The sequence below is a fragment of the Corallococcus sp. Z5C101001 genome (assembly GCF_007352635.1).
Classification (GTDB): Bacteria; Myxococcota; Myxococcia; order Myxococcales; family Myxococcaceae; genus Corallococcus; species Corallococcus silvisoli.
This window is the reverse complement of record NZ_VKLU01000011.1, coordinates 41661-57648: the sequence shown is the minus strand read 5'-3', so window position 1 is coordinate 57648 and position 15988 is coordinate 41661. Positions and strand designations below refer to the sequence as shown.

The following is a 15988-nucleotide window of genomic DNA, read 5'->3' as shown; positions in this document are numbered from 1 at the left end:
CTTGAAGCCGTCCGCCGCGCTCCCCGTCTCGTTCCTGCGTGGGCTTGGGCTCGCGCCGAAGTTCGTGCTCGTCACGGCGGTCATCAGCGCCTCCGTGGCCCTCATCCTCACCAGCATCGCCACCCGGCAGCTGGAGGCGAACCTGGAGGACCGCCACGCGAGCGAGGGCGAGGCCGTGGCGCTGAGCCTGGCCATCGCGGCGGAGCAGGGCGTGTCCGCGGGCATGGGGTCGCTCCAGCCGCTCCTGGAGGCGTTCCGCGAGCGCGACGACCTGGCCTACATCTTCATCCTGGACCCCACCGGCTACGTGCTGGTGCACTCCTTCAAGGGCCCCTTCCCGGAGGCGCTGAAGGTCGCCACGGAGGCGCAGGCCGCGCCGGGCCGCGACCGGACCCGCGTCATCCCGGAGGTGCGGCTGTCGCGCGGGGGCAAGACGCTGGTCGCCCTGGACGTCGCGGCGGCCGTGGCGGAGGGGCGGCTGGGCACCGTGCACGTGGGCATGGCGCGCGAGTACATCGACGCGAAGGTGGGGGCGCTGCGCTGGAACATGCTGCTGTTCGCGCTGCTGCTGGAGGTGGCGGGCGTGGTGCTGGCGGCGCTGTTCGGCCGGAGCATCGTGCGGCCGCTGGCGCAGCTCACGTCGGTGGCGGGCCACATCGTGGCGTCCGGGGACCTCACCCGCCCCATCCAGGTGCGCGGCACCGACGAGGTGGGGCGGCTGTCCCACTCCTTCTCGCAGATGGTGGGCAAGCTGCGCGAGGTGACGCTCAACCTCCAGCACGCCGCCTCCGCGCTCACCCAGTCCACGGACCACCTCAACGCCTCCTCCACGGAGCAGGCGCAGACCATCTCCCGCCAGGCCGCCGCGCTCCAGGAGACGCAGGTGACGGCGCAGGAGATAAAGCAGACCTCCACGCTGGCCGCGCAGAAGGCGGAGAGCGTGCTCAACGTCGCCGAGCGCGCGGACCTGCTGGCCAAGGCGGGCGAGGCCTCCATCGAGCAGACGATGGCGGGCCTCAACGCCATCCGCGCGCAGGTGGGGGAGATCGCGGAGAAGATCCTCGAGCTGGGCGAGCGCACCCGTCAGATTGGCGGCATCACCCAGACGGTGAAGGACCTGGCGGACCAGTCCAACATGCTCGCGCTCAACGCGGCCATCGAAGCGGTGCGCTCCGGTGAGCACGGCAAGGGCTTCAGCGTGGTGGCGCGTGAAATCCGCGCCCTGGCGGACCAGTCCATCCAGGCGACCACGCGGGTGCGGGAGCTGCTGGACGACATCGCCAACTCCGTCACCGCCGCGGTGCGCATCACCGAGCGCGGCGCGGAGCGCATGGAGGCGGGCCTGGCGCAGGTGCGCGACAGCGGGCAGAACCTGCGCGAGCTGTCCTCCATCGTCCAGGACAACGCCGCCGCCGTCCGGCAGATCGCCGCCGCGGTGAACCAGCAGAACGTGGGCATCAATCAAATCACCCTGGCGGTGAATGACCTGTCCCGGATGATGGACGACACCGTGGCCCGCATCGGCTCCACGGGCGAGGCGGCCACCACGCTCCAAATCATCTCCGAGCAGCTCTCCAGCGCCGTGGGCGCGTACAAGGTGGAGGCGAAGAAGGAGTGACGCGAAGGCCCCGAGTCCCATGGATGGGGCCCGGGGCCTGCGGTGCTTCCAGCGCGCCGCGCCGTCGTTACGCCGGCACGGCCTCGGTGGCCTCGGCCTGGAGCTTCAGCGCGTCGTCCACCACGTCGAAGCGGGCCACGCCGCCGCTCTTGAGCGAGCCGAACAGCAGGGCCTCCGCGAGCGGCTTCTTGAGGGTGTTGTCCACGAGCCGCGCCATGGGGCGCGCGCCGAAGGCCGGGTCGTACCCGTGCTCGGCCAGCCACGCGCGGGCGGCGGGCGTGAGCGACAGCGTGACCTTCTTCTCGTCGAGCACCTTCTGGAGCAGGCGCACTTCCTTGTCCACGACCTTGAGGATGACCTCCGGGGGCAGGCCGGAGAAGAGAATCCAGCCGTCCAGGCGGTTGCGGAACTCCGGCGTGAACGTGCGCTCGATGGCCTTCTTCGCCCGCGAGCCGTCCACCACGACGCTGGTGTCGCCGAAGCCCATGGCCTTGGTGCTCATCTCCTGCGCGCCCGCGTTCGTGGTCAGGATGAGGATGATGTTGCGGAAGTCCGCCTTGCGGCCGTTGTTGTCCGTGAGGGTCGCGTGGTCCATCACCTGGAGCAGGATGTTGAAGAGGTCCGGGTGGGCCTTCTCGATTTCATCCAGCACCAGCACCGCGTACGGGTGCTTGCGCACGGCGTCCGTGAGCAGGCCGCCCTGGTCGAAGCCCACGTAGCCCGGGGGCGCGCCGATGAGCCGGCTCACCGTGTGCTTCTCGGAGTACTCGCTCATGTCGAAGCGCAGGAACTCCACGCCCAGGCTGTGCGCCAGCTGCTTCGCCAGCTCCGTCTTGCCCACGCCCGTGGGGCCGGAGAAGAGGAAGCTGCCAATGGGCTTCTCCGGCGCGCGCAGGCCGGAGCGCGACAGCTTGATGGCGCCCACCATCTCCTCGATGGCCTTGTCCTGCCCGTAGATGACGCCCTTGAGCTCCTTGTCCAGGTTCTGGATCTGGACGCCCTCGCTGGCGGACACGCTCTTGGCCGGAATCTTCGCCATCTTGGAGACGACCTGCTCCACGTCGTGCGCGCTGACGACGCCCGTGCGCACGCCCTCTGGCTTGAGCCGCTCCGCGGCGCCCGCCTCGTCGATGACGTCGATGGCCTTGTCCGGCAGGAAGCGGTCGTTGATGTGCTTGGCCGCCAGCTCCGCCGCCGCCTGGAGCGCCCCCTCGCCGTACTTCACGTGGTGGTGCTCCTCGTAGCGGCTGCGCAGCCCCTCCAGGACCTTGACGGTGTCCTCCACGCTGGGCTCATCCACTTCAATCTTCTGGAAGCGGCGGGAGAGGGCGCGGTCGCGCTCGAAGGACGCCTTGAACTCCTGGAACGTCGTGGAGCCGATGCAGCGCAGCCGGCCCGAGGCCAGCGCGGGCTTGAGCAGGTTGGACGCGTCCATGGAGCCGCCGCTCGTCGCCCCCGCGCCGACGATGGTGTGGATCTCGTCGATGAAGAGGATGGCGTCGGGCAGCTCCTGGAGCGCCTTGAGCACGCCCTTCAGGCGCTCCTCGAACTGGCCGCGGAACTTGGTGCCCGCGAGCAGAGCGCCCATGTCCAGCGAGTAGACGACGGCGTCCTTCAGCGCGGCGGGGACGCGGCCCTCGGTGATGTGGAGCGCCAGGCCCTCCGCGATGGCCGTCTTGCCCACGCCGGCCTCACCCACGTAGAGCGGGTTGTTCTTGCGGCGGCGGCAGAGCACCTGGATGGTGCGCTCCAGCTCCTTGTCGCGGCCGATGAGCGGGTCGATGCGGCCCGCCTTGGCCTCGGTGTTGAGCTGGATGGCGTACGCCTCCAGCGGGCTCTTGCGCTGGGACTCGCCGTCCTCGTCGTCCCCCGCGGGCGCGGCGCGGCTGTCGCCGTCGGACTCGCCGTCCTTGCTGACGCCGTGGGAGATGAAGTTGAGCAGGTCCAGGCGGGTGACGCCCTCCTGCTGGAGCAGGTAGAGCGCGTGGCTCTCCTCCTCGCGGAACATGGCGACCAGCACGTCGCCCCCGTCGATGTACTTCTGTTCGGCGGACAGGGCGTGCATGGCGGCGCGGTGGAGCACGCGCTCCACGCCAATGGTCTGCTGCGGCTCGGCGTCCACGTCGTCGGGCAGCCGCTCGACCGTCTCCTCCAGGAAGGAGACCAGGTTCTCCTGCAGGCGCTTGACGTTCGCGCCGCAGCCCTTGAGCACCTCGCGGGTGCGCGAGTCACGGGTGAGGGCCAGGAGCAGGTGCTCCAGCGTCAGGTACTCGTGGCGCATCTTCCGCGCCTCGTCGAGCGCGGTGCGGAAGCTGGCCTGCAATTCTTTGGCAATCGATGGTCCTGCCACGGTTCAGCCTTCCTCGGGTTCCATGGACAGCCGCAGGGGGAACCCGTTGTCCCGCGCCGCGGCCTCCACTGTCTTGAGCTTCGTCTCGGCGACGTCGTAGGTATAAACGCCCGCCACTCCGATGCCGTTGTAATGAACGTGCATCATGATCTGCACGGCATCCGTCTCCGACTTGTGGAAGATCTCCTTGAGCACGGCGACGACGAACTCACGCGTGGTGTAGTTGTCGTTGTGCAGGAGGACCTTGTAGAGGGTCGGCCTCTTCAGCTTCTGCTTGGGGACGGCCTCCGTGACGACCTGGCCGTCATCGTGTTGGTGCTTCTGCGCCATGGGCTTGCGGACTCCCTTGCCTTCGCTTCGCGAACCTGTGGCGGGCCTGACGGGAACCGCTCAGGTCCGCTCCTTGAAACCCGTCTCCGCCCACCACAACGGCAGGCCGCTCTCCACGGCCGCCCGCTCGTGCGCCAGGAAGCCGCGCACCGCCCGGTCCAGCCCGGGGTGGAGGAACAGATGCGCACTGTACGTGAGGTGCGGCTCGAAACCCCGGGTGAGCTTGTGCTCGCCGCCGGCCCCGGGCTCGAAGCGCTCGCGCCCCCGCGCGATGCAGTCCTCCACCGGGTGATAGAGGCACACGTTGAAGTGCAGGAACGGGTGTTCCTCCAACGCCCCCCAATAACGGCCGAACAGCGTGCGCGGCCCGGTGAAGTTGAACGCCCCCGCCACGCGCCGGCCTTCCCGCCGGGCCTCCACGAACTCGCACCGGTGGCTGAACCGGGCGAGCAGGCGGGCGAAGAAGTCCTCCGTCAGGGAGCGCACGCCCCACGGGTAGCGGTCCACCGTGGAGCGGTAGAGCTGGTACGCGCTCGCCGCGTCCAGCTCCTCCAGGGCCTCGCCCCGGAGCGTGCGCAGGGTGATGCCCTGGGCCCGCGGCGCGCGCCGCTCGCGCTGGATCTGGTGCCGCCGCTTGGAGTGGAAGCGGCCGAGGAAGTCCTCGAACGTCCGGTAGCCCGCGTCGCGCCACAGGTACTGCACTCCCAGGCGGACGGCGTAGCCCTGCGCCTCCAGCACCGGCAGCTCCTCCGGGGTGGGGAAGAGGACGTGGACGCTGGAGATGCCCTCGGCGCGCGCGTACTCCAGGGCGGCGTCGTACAGCTCCGCCTCGCGCGACGGCCGGTCTTCCCCGGGGGCCACCAGCACGCGGCGGCCGGTGGCCGGCGTGAAGGGGACGGCGAGGACCAGCTTGGGGTAGTAGCGCAGGCCCGCGCGCTCCGCCGCGGTGGCCCAGGCGGCGTCGAAGACGAACTCGCCGCGGCTGTCATCCTTGAGGTACGCGGGCGCGGCGGCGATGAGGCGCGAGCCCCGCCACAGGGTGAGGTGGCGCGGGTGCCAGCCGCGCTCGGGCACCGCGCAGCCGCTCTCCTCGAGCGCCGCGAGGAAGCCCCACTCCAGGAACGGCACCGACGCCGGGTCCACGAGCGCGTCCCAGGCCGACGCGGGGACGTCGGTGATGGACGTGAGCAGGCGCAGCGTGGTGGGGAGCGGGGCGGACATGGACGTGGCGAACGCCAGCCTATAACGGCGGGTGGCGGCTGCCGCCACGCCCGCCCGGACGCCCCCTACTTCCCGCGCGTCAGCTCATGGGCGAGGAAGCCCGCGACCTCCGTGAGCCCGGCGGCGGCGCGCTTGCGGCCCTCGTCGGACTCCATCACCCGGCGCGCGGCGTCGCTGGCGGTGCCCACCTCCAGGTCCACCAGGACGAGGAAGGCGCTCCAGCCAGGCGTCAGGGAGGCGACCTTGCCCGGCCGCTGGGGCCGGTCGCTCAAGGTGGCGGCCACCTTCTCCAGGAGGCCTTCTTCCTTGAGACGTTTCGTGCTCCCGAGCATCTGCGTCCAGGTGGCCTCCAGCAGGGAGGTCAGCAGGGGACCGGCGAGGGCGCTGGAGAGGCGCTGGGCGGACTCCTCGGCGTCCAGCCGGTGGGCTTCGGCGTAGGTGGGGCCCAGCTTGGCCACCACCACGGCCTTGGTGGCGAGGTGGGCGAGGCGCGGCGGGAAGGGCATGGGGGTGGGTCCTCGCCAGCAGGGCAGGGGAAGGAGGGGCCCGGGCCGGAAATGGACGGGCCTGGTGTCTTACACCGGCGGCGGGCCGGGCTCCATCCGGAGTGAATGAAGGTCGCGGGGCGTTTGCCTGACGGCCGGACAGGTTGCTATGGGGCCCGGCGCCCTTTAGAGGAAGCGGACTTTCGTAGGGAGAACACGCATGTCAGTGAACATCCAGCTCGAGTGGACCCCCAACCCCAGCACGCTGAAGTACGTGGTGGACCGCAAGCTGCTGGGCGGTGGCGCGGTGAACTTCACCAACCGGGACGAAGCGCAGGCCAAATCGCCCCTGGCGCTCCGGCTGATGGACATCCAGGGCGTGACGGCGGTGATGCTGGGCACGAACTTCGTCACCGTGACCAAGGGCGAGTCGGGGGAGTGGGACGAGCTCAACGACTCCGTGATGTCCACGCTGGACACGCACCTGAGCGAAGGCCTGCCGGTGGTGGACGAGGCGGCGATCGCGGCGGCGCGCCAGACGGTGTCGGCGGACGGCACCGTGGAGCAGCGCATCCAGGTCATCCTGGACGAGGAGATCCGCCCGGCGGTGGCCCAGGACGGCGGTGACATCACGCTGGACCGCTTCGAGGACGGCATCGTCTACCTGCACATGAAGGGCTCGTGCGCGGGCTGCCCGTCGTCCACGGCGACGCTGAAGATGGGCATCGAGGGCCGGCTCCGGGAGATGATTCCCGAGGTCACGGAAGTGGTGTCCGTCTGAGACGCAACGTCAAGGCGCCCCAGGTCCGCAAGGAGCTGCTTCCGGACCAGTCCCCCGCGCTCCTGCGGGAGCTGCACCTGCTCACGCGCGAGGGACACCTCAACGCGGATGCGCTGCGCAAGCTCAAGCAGGTCAACCACCTGGTGGGCCTGTTGCGCCCGGCGATGGAGGATGTGCAGGCCCGCCACGCCAACCCCCTGGTGGTGGACGCGGGCAGCGGCAACGCGTACCTGGGCTTCGTCGTCTACGAGCTGTTCCTCAAGGACGCGGCGGGCGGCGAGCTGCTCTCCATCGAAGGCCGGCCGGAGCTGACCGAGCGCGCGAAGGGCCGCGCCGAGCGGCTGCGCTTCGACCGGATGCGCTTCCAGACGGCGCACATCGACGCGGCGGAGTACCCGGAGCGGCTCCACGTGCTGATGGCGCTGCACGCGTGCGACACGGCCACGGATGACGCGCTGGTGGCGGCCATCCGGCACGGCGCGGACCACGTGGCGGTGGTGCCGTGCTGTCAGGCGGAGGTCGCCGCGCAGCTGAAGGAGAAGCGCGCGAAGCCGGCGGGCTCCATGTCGCTGCTCTTCCAGCACCCCTGGCACCGGCGTGAGTTCGGCTCGCACCTGACGAACGTCATCCGCGCGCTGACGCTGGAGGCGTTCGGCTACCAGGTGACGGTGACGGAGCTGACCGGGTGGGAGCACTCGCTGAAGAACGAGCTCATCCTCGGGCGGCGCGTGCACCGGGACAACCGGCGGGCGCGGCTCCAGCTCCAGGCGCTGCTGGCGGAGACGGGGGTGCAGCCCCGGCTGACGCGGCTGCTGGGCATCACGCCCGCGGCCGGTGGCGGCGCGGAGGATGACGCGCCCGGACTCGTGTCGGACGACGTGGGCGCGTCAGGGCCCATGGGCGCGCAGACGTCGGTGCCGGAGGGAACCCCCAGCCCGGGGAACGGTGTCTAATCCCACGGGACGGAGGTTCGTCTCGGAGTGGACCGGCGCTGGACACGGTTCGCGTGCGCGCGAGTCCCGGAGGCCTTCCCCCGGAATCCGGTGGGAGGGCCTGGCGTTCTGGAGCGCGCCGGGCGCTGTCGATGGAAGGGGGCATGGCCTTGGAGCTGGATGACTGGGGCGGGAGCGGTCCGCTGCTGCACTTCGCTTGCGCGAACGGTTTTCCTCCGGAGACGTACCGGAAGCTCTTCGCGCGGCTCGCGACCCGCTACCACGTGGTGTCGCTGCGCACGCGGCCGCTGACGCCGGACCAGGCGCCGGAGGCGCTCACGACCTGGCAGGAGCTGGGCGACGACCTCGCGCGCGAGCTCCAGCTCCGGGGACGCTCCGGCGTGCTGGGCGTGGGCCACAGCGTGGGCGGCACGAGCACGCTGATGGCGTCCGCCGCGAACCCGGGCCTGTTCCGCGCCGTCGTCGCGTTGGATCCCGTGCTCGTCACCGGGCCGCGCGCGTGGGGCGTGCGCCTGATGAAGGCGCTGGGCCGCATGGACCGCACCGCCATCGTGCAGGGCGCCCGGCGGCGGCGGGAGCGGTGGGCGACGCGCGAGGAGGCGGCCACCGCCTACCGGCAGCGCAGGCTGTTCCGCGACTGGGACGCGGACTGCTTCAACGACTACATCACCCACGGGCTCGTGCCGGCGGACGCGGGCGACTTCCGGCTGCGCTTCCCGCGCGAGTGGGAGGCCCGCATCTTCGAGACCTTCCCCGCGGACCCCTGGAGGCTCATCCGCGCCAACGCGGCGCCCACGCTGGTGCTGCGCGGCGAGCGCTCCGACACGCTCCTGCCGGAGGCGCTGGCGCGGGCGGAGCAGGAGATGCCCCGCACGAAGGTGGAGGAGCTGCCGCTCGCCTCACACCTGTTCCCGATGGAGAAGCCGCGCGAGACGGCCGAGCGCGTGCTCGCGTTCCTCGACGCCCTGGGGCCCGTGGACCCGGGCAGTGCCCCTGAGCTCTGAGCCACCTTGCGCGTGGGGCGTCAGCCGTACGCCTCGCGCTTGATGCGCTTGTCCGGGATGTCCAGCGCGTGCAGGTGGCCGAGCACCGCCTCCATGAAGCGCGGGGTGGCCGGCGTGCGCGTCTCCAGCGCCTTTCGCCGGTCCCAGGGCGTGATGGCGGGGCCGCACACGTAGACGAGGCAGGTGTCGCGGTCCGGCACCAGCTCGTGCAGGAGCGCCTCTCCGACGCGGCCCTTGCGCACCTGGGGGCCATACTTCGCCTCATCCGTCTCGCGCGTGAGCGTGTGCACCACGCGCACGCGGTCCGGCGAGGCGCGCTCCAGGGCGGCCAGCTCCTCGCGGTAGAGGATGTCCCCCCAGGTCTTGTTGGACGCGAGGAACGTGTGGCGCAGCTTCAGGCCCCGGTGCAGCGAGTCCTTCACGATGGCGAAGTTGGGCACGGCGCCGGAGCCCGCCACCACGTGCAGGACGTGGTCCGTGCGTTCGGTCACGTCGTCCGGCAGCACGTACGGCCCCATGAAGCCCGTGACCTTCACGCGCGCGCCGGTGAGCCGGCCGTGCACCAGCAGCGGCGACAGCAGCGGCGGGTAGCGGGTGATGCCGGGGAGGAACTCCTCGTCCTTCACCGTGATGGCCACGCGCGGCTCGTGCGGCGCGGAGGCGAGCGAGTACGAGCGCGCCGGCTCCTTGCGCCCCTTCTGCTCCTGCAGATAGGCGCACTGGTGGGCGAGCGCCGGGAACTGATGCGGGTCGATGTTGAGGAACTGGCCCGCCTTGTAGTCGAGCGGCCCCGGGCCCAGGTCCAACAGCAGGGTCGCCGTGTCGTGCGTTTCCATCCGCACTTCGGTGACGGTGGCCTCGTACTCGACAGGCCGCTTGGCGCGGGAAGGCGTGGCTTCAACGCTCATGGCGTTCCCCATAACACGCGGGGTACGGGGGCCGCGCGGCCGGGCTCGCGCGCGCCCACTCGGTCCCCTCCCTGGCTCCGGGGATGATACGACGTTGGCTGGATGACGGATGGGCGGACAGGCAGCGCGGCGCCGCCCGACAGGCGCTGACCCTCCCCGGGGGGCAGGACTACATCTGCGAGAGGACGTCTCGCCATCGCGCCCCGTGTCGCCACGGGGGAACCGGGAAAGGACGTGGGCCGGCCGTGCTTCGACTGTTATTCGCCTTGATGTCGCTGATGCCCCGCCGGCCCCGCCGGCACATCGTGCGCGGGCTGATGCACGCCGTGTGGGGCACGCTGTCCCGCGTGAAGGTCCATGGCCTGAAGGACCTGCCCCCGGGCCCCTGCCTCTTCATCTGCAACCACCTGTCCAACGCGGACGGCTTCACGCTCTACCGCGCGCTGCGTCCGCGGCGGGTCGTCTTCCTGGCGGGTGTGAAGCTGCACGGCACGGTGATGACGCGGCTGGCGGCGGAGACGATGGACACCATCGACATCACGCCCAACTCGCCGGACATCGAAGCGCTGCGCCGCTGCGTGGAGCTGCTCAAGGGCGGCCAGTCGGTGCTCATCTTCCCGGAGGGGGGCCGCAGCCGCTCCGCGGGGCTGTTGCAGGCGAAGAAGGGCGTGGGCCTCATCGCCAAGCGCGCCGGGGTGCCCATCGTCCCGGTGGCGCTGACGGGCACCGAGAAGCTGATGCCCATCAACGACTCCGACATGGGGGGCGAGCGCCTGTTCAAGGCGGACGTCACCGTGACCTTCGGGCCCGCCTTCCGCATGGAGGACCTGGAGCCGGAGCTGGCCGGCGCCTCCGACGCGCGTCAGGCGTTGGTGGACGCGATGATGCACCGCGTGGCCGCGCTCCTCCCGCCGGAGTACCGGGGCGTCTACGCCGCGAGCCCCGAACCGGCCGCGTCCCCGGGAGCGCCCTCGGCCGTGCCCCCTTCGGCTTGATGAGAGGACAGAAGCCTGTCCCTGGAGGCGCCACATGCGCGCCTTCAGGAGCAGGCCCTGCGTCTCTTCAATCCCTCACGGACAACGGACCGCCGGACTCAATCCCTGGCGGCTGACGTGAGGAAACGCCACGCGCTCTTCTCTCCGCCCAGGTACGTCTGGAAATGATTCTCCCCAGGGCGGTAGAGGGCCGTCCCCTTGAGCCGCTCGTGCAGCGCGGGCAGGTGGTAGTAGGGCACCGACGGGAAGAGGTGATGGGACAGGTGGTAGTTCGCGTTGAAGGGCGCGATGAAGAAGCGCTCCAGCCACGTGGCGGACTCCACGTCCCGCGTCTCGTGCGTCTCGTCGGGGGTGGCCGGGGTGAAGGGGTGCTCCACCACCGCGCGGATGCGGAACGCCACCATCATCAGCGTCAGCGACGGCACCGACCACAGGAGGAGGTAGTGCAGCCAGCCTCCGGTGAGCGTGAGGAACGTGATGAAGCCGCCCATCCACAGCGCGTACCGGAGGTGCTCCGCGCGTGAGGGCGGCGGACCGCCCTTGCCCAGCGCGCGCCCTGTATAGGACCAGGGAATCATGATGCGCACGTGGGACAGGGTGAAGATGCCCACCAGGTCCCCCAGGAGCACCCGCGCCGTGCTCCAGCGGGTGCGCGGGAACATCCACGCGGCGTCGCGCTGCGCCGTGCGCCAGTAGGGGTCCTTCGGCGTGTTGACGAAGCGGTGGTGCTCCGCGTGCTCCTTGCGGTAGCCCGCCGTGGTGATGTTCATGGGGAACGCGCAGAGCACATCCGCCATGAAGTCGTTGAACCCGCGGTGGTTGTGCAGGTGGTAGTGAGAGGCTTCGTGCACCAGGCTCAACAGCGCGTGCTGACGTGAGGAGATGACCACCGCGGCCAGCACCCACGCCCACCACCGGTCCACCTGCACCACGAACGCCACGGCCAACGCGATGATGAGCCATTGGCGGGTCGCGGCCCACAGCCCCCGGATGTTGCCCACGACCGACAACTCCCGGACGGTGCCAGTCACCGCCTTTCTGTCGAACACGCGAGAGGTGACCGCTTCCGAGTCATCCAGCGACGGCTGTTCTGGGACGGCAAGCATTGGGACAGACCTCCTGCCGGGCGCGAGCGCTCTGGCGGGAGGCCGGGAGGTTCATCCCTCCCCCACCCAAGGCGACCCCCTGCCGCGCACCCCGGTTCATGTGGGACTACACCGCCTTGGCGGTAATAATCTCATATCACAGTAATTGTGAGGTCTGAAATACCCGCTCAGACTTACAGCCATGACGGACGTGGAAACCCAAACGGTTGGGCGGTTGAGCAGGTGTTGAAAGGTCTCCAGAAGCCGGCCCTCCAGGGGGGCTGGCGCACGGGAAGAAGGGGGCTCGGGTCTTTTGGGCGTTGCGTTGGAGGTGTTGTCCGTACACTGGTCAAGAACGCCCTTTCCGCGTCCCGCGGCCCCAGGAAAGACAGGGAGGTTTTCGTGCTCCCCGGTGAATGGATGCAGGCACCCTTCGACTTCCAGAAGCTCTTCGAGCTGTCCCCCAACCCGTACATGCTGCTGGACCGCGAGCTGAGGTACGTGACGGCGAACGCGGCCTATCTGCGGGTGACGGCCAGCCGGCTGGAGGACCTGGTCGGGCGAAACGTCTTCGACGCGTTCCCGCATGACCCGGACGACCCCGCCAACGCCAGCGCGCGGATGCTGCGCGAGTCCTTCCTCCGGGTGTTGAGGGAGCGGGCGCTGGACACGCTGGCGCTCATTCCCTACCGGGTGCCCCGAGAGACAGACGGGGGCGTGGTGATGGAGGACCGCTTCTGGAGCGCCACGCACACGCCCCTGCTGGACGCGGGGGGCGAGGTGGCCTTCATCCTCCAGCACACGATGGACGTCACGGAGGTGCACCGGCTCAAGCAGGCGGTGCGCGGCGTGGAGCCCTCGCGGGACGGGGGCGGGCCCGGGGTCCAGCTCCTGGGCGGGATGTTCGCGCGGGCCCAGGCCGTCCAGGAGGCCAACCGCACGCTGGACGATGAACGCAAGCACCTGCGCCGCCTCTTCGAACAGGCTCCGGGCTTCATGTGCTCCCTGCGCGGGCCCCGGCACGTGTTCGAGCTGGCCAACCGCGCCTATCTCCAGCTCGTGGGCCACCGGGAGCTGGTGGGCAAGACGGTCCGGGACGCGCTGCCGGAGGTGGAGGGGCAGGGCTACTTCGAGCTGCTGGACCGGGTCTTCACGACGGGGGAGCCCTTCATTGGCCACGGCATGCGGGTGGAGGTCCAGCGCGAGCCCGGCGGGCCGCTGAGCGAGGCCTTCGTGGACCTGGTGTACCAGCCCGTGGTGGAGGCGGACGGGAGCGTGTCCGGCATCTTCGTCCAGGGCCACGACATGACGGCGCAGAAGCGGGCGGAGGAGGAGCTGGCACGCCACCGCGAGCACCTGGAGGAGCTGGTGCGCGAGCGCACCCGGGCGCTGGCGGAGAGCGAGGCGGAGCGCCGTCAGACGGAGGCCGCGCTGCTGCAGGCGCAGAAGATGGAGGCGGTGGGGAAGCTGACGGGCGGCGTGGCGCACGACTTCAACAACCTGCTCCAGGTGGTGAGCGGCAACCTGCAGCTGCTCCAGCGCGACACGGTGGGGGATGCCCGCGCGCAGCGGCGGCTGGAGATGGCCCTGGGCGCGGTGGAGCGCGGGGCGCGGTTGTCCTCGCAGCTGCTCGCGTTCGCTCGGCGGCAGCCGCTGGCGCCCACGTCGCTCAACGTGGGACGGCTGGTGCGTGACATGGACGACCTGCTCCGCCGCGCGCTGGGCGAGGACGTCGAGGTGGAGACGGTCATCGCCGGCGGGCTGTGGAACACGTCGGTGGACCGCAACCAGCTGGAGAACGTCATCCTCAACCTGGCCATCAACGCGCGCGACGCGATGGACGGCCGGGGCAAGCTGACCATCGAGGCGGGCAACGCGATGCTGGATGACCACTACGCGCTGCTGCACCCGGAGGTCACCGCGGGGCAGTACGTGATGCTGGCCATCTCCGACACGGGCACCGGCATGACGCCGGAGGTGATGGCGCGCGCCTTCGAGCCTTTCTTCACCACCAAGCCAGAGGGCCGCGGCACGGGCCTGGGGCTGAGCATGGTGTATGGCTTCGTGAAGCAGTCCGGCGGCCACGTGAAGATCTACAGCGAGGTGGGGCACGGGACGTCGCTGAAAATCTACCTGCCGCGCACCTTCCAGGCGGCGGTGCAGCCGGTGGACGCCACCTCCGGGGCGGTGGAGGGCGGCACGGAGACCATCCTGGTGGTGGAGGATGACGCGGCGGTGCGGGCCACGGTGGTGGAGGTGCTGACGGAGCTGGGCTATCGCGTGCTCAAGGCGTCCGACGGGCAGAGCGCGCTCGCGGTCATCCAGAGCGGCCTGCCGGTGGATCTGCTCTTCACGGACGTGGTGATGCCGGGGCCGGTGCGCAGCCCGGAGCTGGCGCGGCAGGCGAAGGCGCACCTGCCGGACCTGGAGGTGCTCTTCACGTCGGGCTACACGGAGAACGCCATCGTGCACGGCGGCCGGTTGGATCCGGGCGTGAGCCTGTTGTCCAAGCCGTACCGGCGCGAGGACCTGGCCCGGAAGCTCCGCGCGCTCCTGCGCAACCGCGAGCAGCGGCTGGCGGGGAAGCCGGCGCGGACGCCCGCGCCCGCCGCCCCGTCGCCCGAGGTGAAGGACGCGCTGCGCATCCTCCTGGTGGAGGACGACGCGGACATCCGCGAGTCGGCGTGCGAGCTGATGACGGACCTGGGCCACGCGGTGCATGCGGTGGAGACCGCGGAGGCGGCGAGCGACGTGCTGGCGAAGGAGCCCATCGACCTGCTCTTCACGGACGTGACGCTGCCGGGCAGGTCCGGCGTGGCGCTGGCGCGAGAGGCCGCGAGGCGCTTCCCGGCGCTGCGAATCATCATCGCGTCCGGGGATTCGAGCGCGGTGTCGGGGGCAGGGTTGGAGCGCGCGGTCTTGCTGCCCAAGCCGTATGACCTGGCGCAGATGGAGCGTGCGCTGCGAAGCGCCGCCACCGTGGAAGCGCCGTCCCCTGCTGTCGCTGGAAAGGAGCCCGCGTGACGGGCGCGAGGAGCCAGACGGAAGAAGCGGTGTACGTGTCGACGCTGCCCGGGCTGGAGCCGGCGTTGGAGGCGGAGGCGCGCGAGCAGGGCCTCGTGTTCCGGCGCGCGGAGGGGGGCATCGAGTGCGAGGGCCCGGCGGGCCTGCACCAGACGGCGAACCTGCACCTGCGCACGGCGAGCCGGGTGCTGCTGCGGCTGGGCACGTTCACGGCGCCCACGGCGGATGCGCTGGTGCGCGGACTGGAAGCGCTGCCGATGGGAGGCGTCTGGGATGGGAAGGCGCCGCTGCGGCTGTCGGTGAGCCTGCATCGCTCCGTGGCGCCGGGGCCGGGCGTGGTGCTGGAGTCCGCGGCCGTCGCCTGGGGCCAGCGCGACATTGCGAGCGCGGGGCACCTGGACGAGGAGGGCGCGGTCCCGGGGCTCACGCTGCTGGTGCGCGGAGAGGGCGAGCGTTGGACGGTGAGCGCGGACACGTCCGGAGAGCCGCTGCATCAGCGGGGCTACCGGCAGGAGGTGGGGCGCGCGCCCCTGCGCGAGACGCTGGCGGCGGGCATCCTCCGGCTCGCGGGCTACACGGGGGAGATGTCGCTGGTGGATCCGATGTGTGGCTCGGGCACGTTCCTGGTGGAGGGGGCGTGGATGTCCCAGCACCGGGCGCCGGGGTTGCTGCGCACGTTCGCGTTCCAGTCGTTCCCCTCCTTCGACAGGGAGACCTGGGCGCGGCGTCGCGCGGAGGCGGAGGCGCGGGGGCTGGTCCAGCCTCGGGTGACGCCGCGGGGGTATGACCTCAACGCGGGGGCGCTGGGCACGGCGCGGCGCAACGCGAAGCGCGCGGGTGTGACGCTGACACTGGAGCGGCATGACCTGCGCACGTTGAAGGCGCCGCCGGAAGGGCCCGGGCTGGTGGTGGCCAATCCGCCCTACGGAAAGCGGGTGGGGGAGGCGGAGGACCTGCCGGAGCTGTACCGCGCGCTGGGGGCCACGATGAACGGCGCGTTCCGCGAATGGCGCAAGGCGCTCATCGTGCCCGAGGAGCCGAGGTTGGTGTCGGCGCTGGGGCTCCAGGGCGCGCGGCGGATCCCCGTGAAGAACGGCGGCCTGCGCTGCCTGTTGTTGCTCGCGGGCCCGTGAGCGAGGGCGGGGCTCGTGTGCGCCTCGCGCGAGCGCGCGGCACGCGAGCCTGGAGCCGCGGTGGCCGTGGGATGCTTGTGCGAGCGCGCATCGCGTGACGC

13 protein-coding genes are annotated in these 15988 nt (G+C 70.9%); 7 read left to right on the top strand and 6 right to left on the bottom strand.

Annotation, left to right across the window (positions count from 1 at the left end; translation table 11 throughout):
- The first annotated feature begins 1 nt into the window (after nucleotide 1).
- Nucleotides 2-1618, top strand: a complete 1617-nt coding sequence (locus FOF48_RS24310; RefSeq protein ID WP_143905173.1) for a methyl-accepting chemotaxis protein — start codon at nucleotides 2-4, stop codon at nucleotides 1616-1618.
- A gap of 67 nt (nucleotides 1619-1685) precedes the next feature.
- Here FOF48_RS24310 and clpA read toward each other — a convergent pair whose 3' ends face one another.
- The 4 genes from clpA to FOF48_RS24290 form a co-directional block, all read right to left on the bottom strand.
- Entirely contained in the window at nucleotides 1686-3968 is a 2283-nt protein-coding gene (clpA, locus tag FOF48_RS24305) for an ATP-dependent Clp protease ATP-binding subunit ClpA (RefSeq protein ID WP_143905172.1), read from the bottom strand.
- Between the two features lie 3 nt (nucleotides 3969-3971).
- The gene (locus tag FOF48_RS24300) at nucleotides 3972-4298 is read right to left on the bottom strand and encodes an ATP-dependent Clp protease adaptor ClpS (RefSeq protein ID WP_014399347.1); all 327 of its coding nucleotides are present in this window, start codon (nucleotides 4296-4298) and stop codon (nucleotides 3972-3974) included.
- Nucleotides 4299-4358: 60 nt separating this feature from the next.
- Nucleotides 4359-5519, bottom strand: coding sequence for a GNAT family N-acetyltransferase (locus tag FOF48_RS24295; protein WP_143905171.1), 1161 nt, complete (start codon nucleotides 5517-5519; stop codon nucleotides 4359-4361).
- 65 nt (nucleotides 5520-5584) lie between these two features.
- Entirely contained in the window at nucleotides 5585-6025 is a 441-nt protein-coding gene (locus FOF48_RS24290; protein WP_143905170.1) for a hypothetical protein, read from the bottom strand.
- A 199-nt stretch (nucleotides 6026-6224) separates the two neighbouring features.
- Here FOF48_RS24290 and FOF48_RS24285 point away from each other — a divergent pair, with 199 nt between their 5' ends.
- The 3 genes from FOF48_RS24285 (at nucleotide 6225) to FOF48_RS24275 (ending at nucleotide 8742) form a co-directional block, all read left to right on the top strand.
- On the top strand, nucleotides 6225-6785 hold the full coding sequence (locus FOF48_RS24285; RefSeq protein WP_143905169.1) for a NifU family protein: 561 nt from the start codon (nucleotides 6225-6227) through the stop codon (nucleotides 6783-6785).
- Between the two features lie 113 nt (nucleotides 6786-6898).
- Nucleotides 6899-7738: an SAM-dependent methyltransferase gene (locus tag FOF48_RS24280; protein ID WP_255442657.1), complete on the top strand. Its 840-nt coding sequence runs from the start codon at nucleotides 6899-6901 to the stop codon at nucleotides 7736-7738.
- A 143-nt stretch (nucleotides 7739-7881) separates the two neighbouring features.
- Nucleotides 7882-8742, top strand: coding sequence for an alpha/beta fold hydrolase (locus FOF48_RS24275; protein WP_255442601.1), 861 nt, complete (start codon nucleotides 7882-7884; stop codon nucleotides 8740-8742).
- A 20-nt stretch (nucleotides 8743-8762) separates the two neighbouring features.
- Here the strand turns inward: FOF48_RS24275 and FOF48_RS24270 are convergent, their stop codons facing one another.
- Nucleotides 8763-9650, bottom strand: a complete 888-nt coding sequence (locus tag FOF48_RS24270; RefSeq protein ID WP_143905167.1) for an oxidoreductase — start codon at nucleotides 9648-9650, stop codon at nucleotides 8763-8765.
- A gap of 245 nt (nucleotides 9651-9895) precedes the next feature.
- Here FOF48_RS24270 and FOF48_RS24265 point away from each other — a divergent pair, with 245 nt between their 5' ends.
- Nucleotides 9896-10645, top strand: coding sequence for a 1-acyl-sn-glycerol-3-phosphate acyltransferase (locus tag FOF48_RS24265; protein ID WP_143905166.1), 750 nt, complete (start codon nucleotides 9896-9898; stop codon nucleotides 10643-10645).
- Nucleotides 10646-10743: 98 nt separating this feature from the next.
- On the opposite strand, the gene FOF48_RS24260 is transcribed toward FOF48_RS24265, so the two are convergent.
- Nucleotides 10744-11751: a fatty acid desaturase family protein gene (locus tag FOF48_RS24260; protein ID WP_143905165.1), complete on the bottom strand. Its 1008-nt coding sequence runs from the start codon at nucleotides 11749-11751 to the stop codon at nucleotides 10744-10746.
- Between the two features lie 399 nt (nucleotides 11752-12150).
- Here FOF48_RS24260 and FOF48_RS24255 point away from each other — a divergent pair, with 399 nt between their 5' ends.
- Together FOF48_RS24255 and FOF48_RS24250 are read left to right on the top strand one after the other, a co-directional pair.
- Nucleotides 12151-14754, top strand: a complete 2604-nt coding sequence (locus FOF48_RS24255; RefSeq protein ID WP_143905572.1) for a response regulator — start codon at nucleotides 12151-12153, stop codon at nucleotides 14752-14754.
- Nucleotides 14751-15887, top strand: a complete 1137-nt coding sequence (locus tag FOF48_RS24250; protein WP_143905164.1) for a class I SAM-dependent RNA methyltransferase — start codon at nucleotides 14751-14753, stop codon at nucleotides 15885-15887. The genes FOF48_RS24255 and FOF48_RS24250 overlap by 4 nt, the downstream gene beginning before the upstream one ends.
- The last annotated feature ends 101 nt before the right edge of the window (nucleotides 15888-15988 follow it).

What these genes read in the sequence shown, in the direction of transcription:
- FOF48_RS24290 (WP_143905170.1), bottom strand. Translation starts at nt 6,025, where the DNA reads ATGCCCTTCCCGCCGCGCCTCGCCCACCTCGCCACCAAGGCCGTGGTG.
- FOF48_RS24260 (WP_143905165.1), bottom strand. Translation starts at nt 11,751, where the DNA reads ATGCTTGCCGTCCCAGAACAGCCGTCGCTGGATGACTCGGAAGCGGTC.
- FOF48_RS24270 (WP_143905167.1), bottom strand. Translation starts at nt 9,650, where the DNA reads ATGAGCGTTGAAGCCACGCCTTCCCGCGCCAAGCGGCCTGTCGAGTAC.
- FOF48_RS24295 (WP_143905171.1), bottom strand. Translation starts at nt 5,519, where the DNA reads ATGTCCGCCCCGCTCCCCACCACGCTGCGCCTGCTCACGTCCATCACC.
- FOF48_RS24275 (WP_255442601.1), top strand. Translation starts at nt 7,882, where the DNA reads ATGGCCTTGGAGCTGGATGACTGGGGCGGGAGCGGTCCGCTGCTGCAC.
- FOF48_RS24255 (WP_143905572.1), top strand. Translation starts at nt 12,151, where the DNA reads ATGCAGGCACCCTTCGACTTCCAGAAGCTCTTCGAGCTGTCCCCCAAC.
- FOF48_RS24300 (WP_014399347.1), bottom strand. Translation starts at nt 4,298, where the DNA reads ATGGCGCAGAAGCACCAACACGATGACGGCCAGGTCGTCACGGAGGCC.
- FOF48_RS24285 (WP_143905169.1), top strand. Translation starts at nt 6,225, where the DNA reads ATGTCAGTGAACATCCAGCTCGAGTGGACCCCCAACCCCAGCACGCTG.